This window comes from Geminocystis sp. GBBB08 (assembly GCF_016743215.1).
Taxonomy (GTDB): Bacteria; Cyanobacteriota; Cyanobacteriia; order Cyanobacteriales; family Cyanobacteriaceae; genus Geminocystis.
On record NZ_VRZC01000209.1, the window covers coordinates 1 to 5,672 of the forward strand.

Annotated in this window: 5 protein-coding genes and 1 pseudogene; 1 reads left to right on the plus strand and 5 read right to left on the minus strand. The window is 32.5% G+C overall.

The annotated features are described in order from the left end of the window. The 3 genes and pseudogenes from FWJ34_RS17660 to FWJ34_RS17670 form a co-directional block, all read right to left on the minus strand. Window positions 1–213: pseudogene (locus tag FWJ34_RS17660) on the minus strand (hypothetical protein); the annotation flags it as partial. A 74-nt stretch (window positions 214–287) separates the two neighbouring features. Continuing rightward, entirely contained in the window at window positions 288–524 is a 237-nt protein-coding gene (locus FWJ34_RS17665) for a hypothetical protein (protein ID WP_308256656.1), read from the minus strand. Between the two features lie 132 nt (window positions 525–656). Then, the gene (locus FWJ34_RS17670; RefSeq protein ID WP_308256657.1) at window positions 657–1,742 is read right to left on the minus strand and encodes an MraY family glycosyltransferase; all 1,086 of its coding nucleotides are present in this window, start codon (window positions 1,740–1,742) and stop codon (window positions 657–659) included. A gap of 375 nt (window positions 1,743–2,117) precedes the next feature. Between FWJ34_RS17670 and cobJ the strand changes: the two genes are divergently transcribed. Then, window positions 2,118–4,079, plus strand: a complete 1,962-nt coding sequence (cobJ, locus tag FWJ34_RS17675; RefSeq protein ID WP_308256658.1) for a precorrin-3B C(17)-methyltransferase — start codon at window positions 2,118–2,120, stop codon at window positions 4,077–4,079. A 265-nt stretch (window positions 4,080–4,344) separates the two neighbouring features. On the opposite strand, the gene FWJ34_RS17680 is transcribed toward cobJ, so the two are convergent. Both FWJ34_RS17680 and FWJ34_RS17685 read right to left on the minus strand, forming a co-directional pair. Further along, window positions 4,345–5,103 (minus strand): MinD/ParA family protein, encoded by a 759-nt coding sequence (locus FWJ34_RS17680; protein WP_308256659.1) that lies wholly within the window; start codon window positions 5,101–5,103, stop codon window positions 4,345–4,347. Between the two features lie 12 nt (window positions 5,104–5,115). Continuing rightward, on the minus strand, window positions 5,116–5,672 hold a 557-nt coding region (locus FWJ34_RS17685; RefSeq protein WP_308256660.1), incomplete at its 5' end, for a PAS domain-containing protein.

Here is a 5,672-nt window from a genome sequence, read left to right on the forward strand (position 1 = left end):
ACCTAATCCCATAGAAAATAAATGGGTCGATTGACTAGCATTTTTATTAATTTGTTTAACTGCTAAATTAATCTCCTTTTTAATCACTTTTAACTGTTTTTGAATTAAACTGATTTGTTTGACTTGTCCCTTAACTGATGAAGGATTATCTAAAGTTAAAGTTAATTGATTTCTGAATTGATTTATTACTAATTTAGTAGCTGCTATATCCATTATTTTTACTTTTTTGATTTTTGATTTTAAAGTTTTTAAGTGACTATTAAGATCATTAATAATGCCATAGTAATTTATTGCTCTTTTTTAGATTGAATTGCTAATAAATTAGCTAATGCAAAGAGAGTCGGTCCTGTAAATAATCCTAATCCGATAAATCCAGTTCCTAGATTGTTATAAAATACTTCATCGATAGTTCGAGAACCAAAAGGTTCTGCTGAGGCTCTAGTTTGAATAGAGTTCATGGAAAAACCACTAGAAATTAAGACTAAACTAGACAATGCACCGATAATATATAGAAATTTGTTCATGATTTATTTGGTAACAGTTTGTTCTATTTACTTATCAGTAGCAAATTAGCAATTTATGCAATAATCAGGAAAATTACTTTATTATTTCTATAAATTCCCATCTCAGTTTGTCAATGTAGATGCCTTTTTTGCTTAATCATTAGTATTAGTATCTATTTTACGATTACGCCAAACTTGCCAAGCCGTATAGATTAATAACATCGTTGCACCGAAGGCATAAACTCCACCACTAGGAAAACCTGAAAAAACTAATCCTAAACTACCTACCCATAGAGTTAGAGAATAGATAAATAACACCGTTAACCGTTGAGAAATTCCTGCATCTAAAAGACGATGATGTAAGTGACGTTTATCAGCTAAAAATGGTGATTTTCCTTGCATAACACGAGATATAATTACCCAAGACATATCCAAAATAGGCACAGCTAAAATAATATAAGGTAAAATTACAGCTGTTACCGCAGCAGTTTTCGCTAAACCAATAACACCCACCCCTGCTAACATAAAACCCATGAAATAAGCACCACCATCTCCCATAAAAATTTCAGCAGGATTGAAGTTATATTTTAAGAATCCCAAAGCACCTCCTGCTAAAGCCGCCGCTAATAGTGCTGCTGCTGGTTGATTCATAAATAAACTAACAATCAACATTACTACTGCACCAATACCACATACTCCTGCCGCTAATCCGTCTAAACCATCAATCCAATTAATAGCATTTACCATTCCCACTAGCCAAATAATAGTAATAGGTAAACTTAGCCACCACATATCAATCCGAATTAAATCACCAAAAGGAATTGTAAAAAAGTCAATCCTTACTCCTTTATACCATGCAAAACCCGCCACGATCGACTGCATAATTAAACGGGAAGAAGGAGATAAGTTAAATAAATCATCAGCCAAACCGATAAAAAAGAAGAAAATTGCCCCAATGGTTACGCCCCAAATTTCTGCATCTTTTTCTGGGGATAATATCCCAAATCCTCCTAACCACCATACCACTAATAAACCTGCTGTTGTTCCAGCAAAAATAGCCACTCCTCCAATGCGTACAATTGGTTTCCTATGTACTTTACGAGGATCTGGTTTATCTACATGACCACTTTTTAACCCAATACTTTTTACTACTGGAGTACTCCATAAAACCACGTTCATGGCAACAAGAAAGGCGATAAGGTGATATATTTCGTTGGCTTGGGAGAATTCTCCAATCATGACTATTTTTAAGGGGTTGAAAAATAAAAATTGTATTAAGTGATCACTTTATCTAATAATATTAACTTGATTTGGTTCTGGTCAATTGTTTTTCTGTTAATAGTTCCAAAAAATATACTCTTCTTTTTCTGAGATTTTTTGTTTTTCTCGCAAAGGCGCTCATGGCGCAAAGGGTTTTATCTACTTTCTTTTTAAATATAGCAATCCTAAATGATTCGTGGCACAATAAGGACTACAAATTTAAAGGCAAGGAGTTTAAACCCCTTGTTAAATAATAGGTAAAACATTATTTCCTATCTTTAAATATTTCACAACTGATTCTGATTTAGTATTGCTATATACTGTTTTATTTATTTTCTGATTACTTATTGAATTATGTCCATTATTTTTGCTGATTTTCAACCGCTACATTTTATCGCTGTTACTGAAGAAAATGCTTATCAACTTGAATCTTTAGCAAAAATTACTAATGGGGTTTTATGGTTGCCTGAAAAATTAAATTTAACTTCTAAATCTTCCTCAGAATTTCCAGAAGGAAGGCAAAAGAGTTTGTTAAAATTTCAAGAACAAATCGTTAAATATTATCCTCAATCTTTAGCTCAACATATAGCAAATATTTGGGATGATTCTGCCTCTATTATCTTCAGTTTAACTATTGGTGCTGTTATACGTTTAATCTCCCCTTTATTAACGAATAAAAAACATGATCCAGCAATTATAGTTATCGATCCTCATACTCAATATGTTATAAGTTTAATGGGAGGACATCAAGCTAACGCTGATAAATTAACCGAATTAATCGCCCATCAATTAGATGCAAAACCAATAATTACCAGTGCTTCTTATAATCTTTATTTACCACCTATCGACACTTTTGGTGATATTTTTGGATGGAAAAAAGGTGCAGGAGATTGGACAAAAGTTAGCATCAATATTGCTAGAAATCAACCTACTTTAATTAAACAAGATTGTGGTTTAAATTGGTGGCAAAATTCTTTACCTTCTCATCACCCTTTTATTTTTGATAATAATGTTGATTTAGATACCTTAATAACAGGAGAAAATCAAGAAAGTGCCATTACAGCAATGGTTTATATTGGTGCAAAAAAAACTCCTATCGTCAATATTCCTTGTGTTAGTTGGCATCCTCCAGTTTTATGGGTGGGTATCGGTTGCGAAAGAAATACCTCTTCTTCTCTCATTGAATCTGCCGTCACGGAAGTTTTAGATAAGTATAATTTGTCACGGAAGGCCATCGCCTCTTTTGCTACCATTGATCTAAAAATAGATGAAGTCGGTATTTTAGCCTTAGCTGATAAATGGCATTTACCTTTACATACTTTTACTGCCGAAGAATTAAACACAATTTCTGTACCTAATCCATCTATTATTGTTAAGGAAGAAGTAGGTACACCTAGCGTAGCAGAGGCTTCAGCTTTAAAAGCGGCTTTATTACCTAATTTAAATTTAGTCGAAAATCAAGTAAATCCACCAAGTTTAATTGTACCTAAACAAATTATTCGTCAAGAAGGAGAAAAAGGTGCAGTTACGGTGGCGATCGCCCAATCTGCTTTAGAATATAACTATCATGATGGTAAATTATACCTGATTGGCACTGGTCCGGGTAGCCTTGAGTATCTTACTTCCTCAGCAAAAACTGCCTTGAGAGAAGCTGATATTATCATCGGTTATGGTTTATATATTGATCTCATTAAAAGTTTACTACGTCCTGAGCAAATTATCGAATCTTCTCAAATTACCCAAGAAAGACAAAGAGCCGAAAGGGCGATCGAATTGGCAAAATGGGGCTTGAAGGTAGCTGTAATTTCTTCAGGAGATTGCGGTATTTACGGCATGGCCGGGTTAGTGTTAGAAATTTTGCAAAATCAGAACTGGGACGGAAAACAACCACCAGTACAAGTATTTTCTGGCATCACAGCAATGCAAACTTTAGGGGCTAAAATTGGCTCACCCTTAATGCACGATTTTTGTGCTATTAGTTTAAGTGACTTATTAACTCCTTGGGATGTCATTGAAAAACGCATCATCGCCGCCGCTTCTGCTGATTTTATCACCTCTATTTACAATCCTCGGTCGAACACTCGCACCCAACAAATTATTAACACTCAAAAAATTTTCTTACAATACCGTCATCCTAATACCCCTGTGGCGATCGCTCGTTCCCTTACACGAGATGATGAACATATTACTATTACCACCCTCGCCCAAATGTTAAACCATCCCATTGATATGCTAACCACCGTCATGATTGGGAACAGTACCACGAAACGCTATCATGATTTATTGATTACCCCAAGGGGATATTTAAACAAATAAAAAAGATCACACATTTTCTCACAGACAAAACCAAATTTAATTTTTATGATAGAAGGGATAAATAAAACAACTTTTTAACGGCTTAATTCTGAAACCTGAAACTCTACTAGCATTAAGAATTTTTATAATTCCTTCAGGTAAATTTAGGTTTTTGTTCTCTGTTTTAATTTCGTTCATAGTTTATAGTTTGTTGTTCTTTGATTTCTTATTTCCTCCTATTCTTTCTTCTTCTGAATATTTAGGCGGATTTTTTTTTGATCATTTTTTAAGCTTTTAAAATTTCTTCGGCTACTATTCTTAAATTTTTAGTCCAATTGTGATAAGCATATTCTTGACAAAAAATACCATTACTTCCCAATAAAAACATTTCTTCGGATACAGGAAACATTCCCACAATAGGAATTCCATAAGTATTTTCAATTTGTATTTTTAAATCATTAAAATTAATACTATTAACAACTTTATTAACTAATAACATCATTTTAGGAATCATTAATTGTTTGGCTAAATCGATGATAATTGCTGTGCCTTGAAAATCTTGTCGATCAGGACGTAACACTACAAGAAATATATGAGAAATAGCGATCGATAAAAATACTTCTTTACTTAATCCGGGATGAGTGTCAATAAATACATAATCTAAGTTTAAATTTTTGATTAATTCTTGAATACCTTGATGAATTAAATTAACATTATATCCTTCACTTAAAATCCGGGCAATTTCATCAGCATTAACACTAGCCGGTATCAGTAATATTTTTCCTTCATTTTTAATTCCTGTTTCTTGACTCACATCATAAATTGTCTCATAAATAGTCGCTCTTCCCCAGAAATAATCATTTAAAGTTTTGTCAATATCAGATTCATTAAGATCAAAAATATTATGAATACCCGGAGACTGAATATCACAATCTATTACCACTACTTGTTTCCCTTGTAAAGCAATAGATGTAACTAAATTAGCCGTTATATTTGATTTTCCTGTGCCTCCTCGATAGGAATGAATAGAGATTATTTTAGTCATTTTTAATTTTATTTAACTATTGATTCTTAATTGATGAACATTCGCTTTTAACTCTTGAAAATAGTCAGATTCTATGATAGACTTTACTTCTTGTTGTTTCTTATTTTCATCAATAGAAATCCGTAATTCTTCTATTTGTTTTTGTAACATTTTTTCTTTAATTTTTCGTTGTGTAATATCTTGAACAATCCCTTCATAATAAAGTAAATTTCCTTCATTATCCCGCACTGCTCGGGTATTTTCTTCCAACCAAATAATTTGCCGATCTTTTAGATAAATTTGATACTCAAAATCTTTAATATAATCTTGTTTTTCTAATAAAAATTTAAACTCTTTTCTTTTTTGAGAATCTACATAAATTTGTTGACTAATATGTTTGACATTATTAATCATTTCTTCAGGAGAATCATAACCATAAATTTTTGCCATAGCAGGATTAACATTCAGATAATGCCCTTCAGGAGTTGATTGAAAAATCCCCTCTAAAGCATTCTCAAAAATACTGCGATAATTTTCCTCAGCAATCTTTAATGATTGTTCTGTTTTTTTCTGCTGAGTCACATCAATAA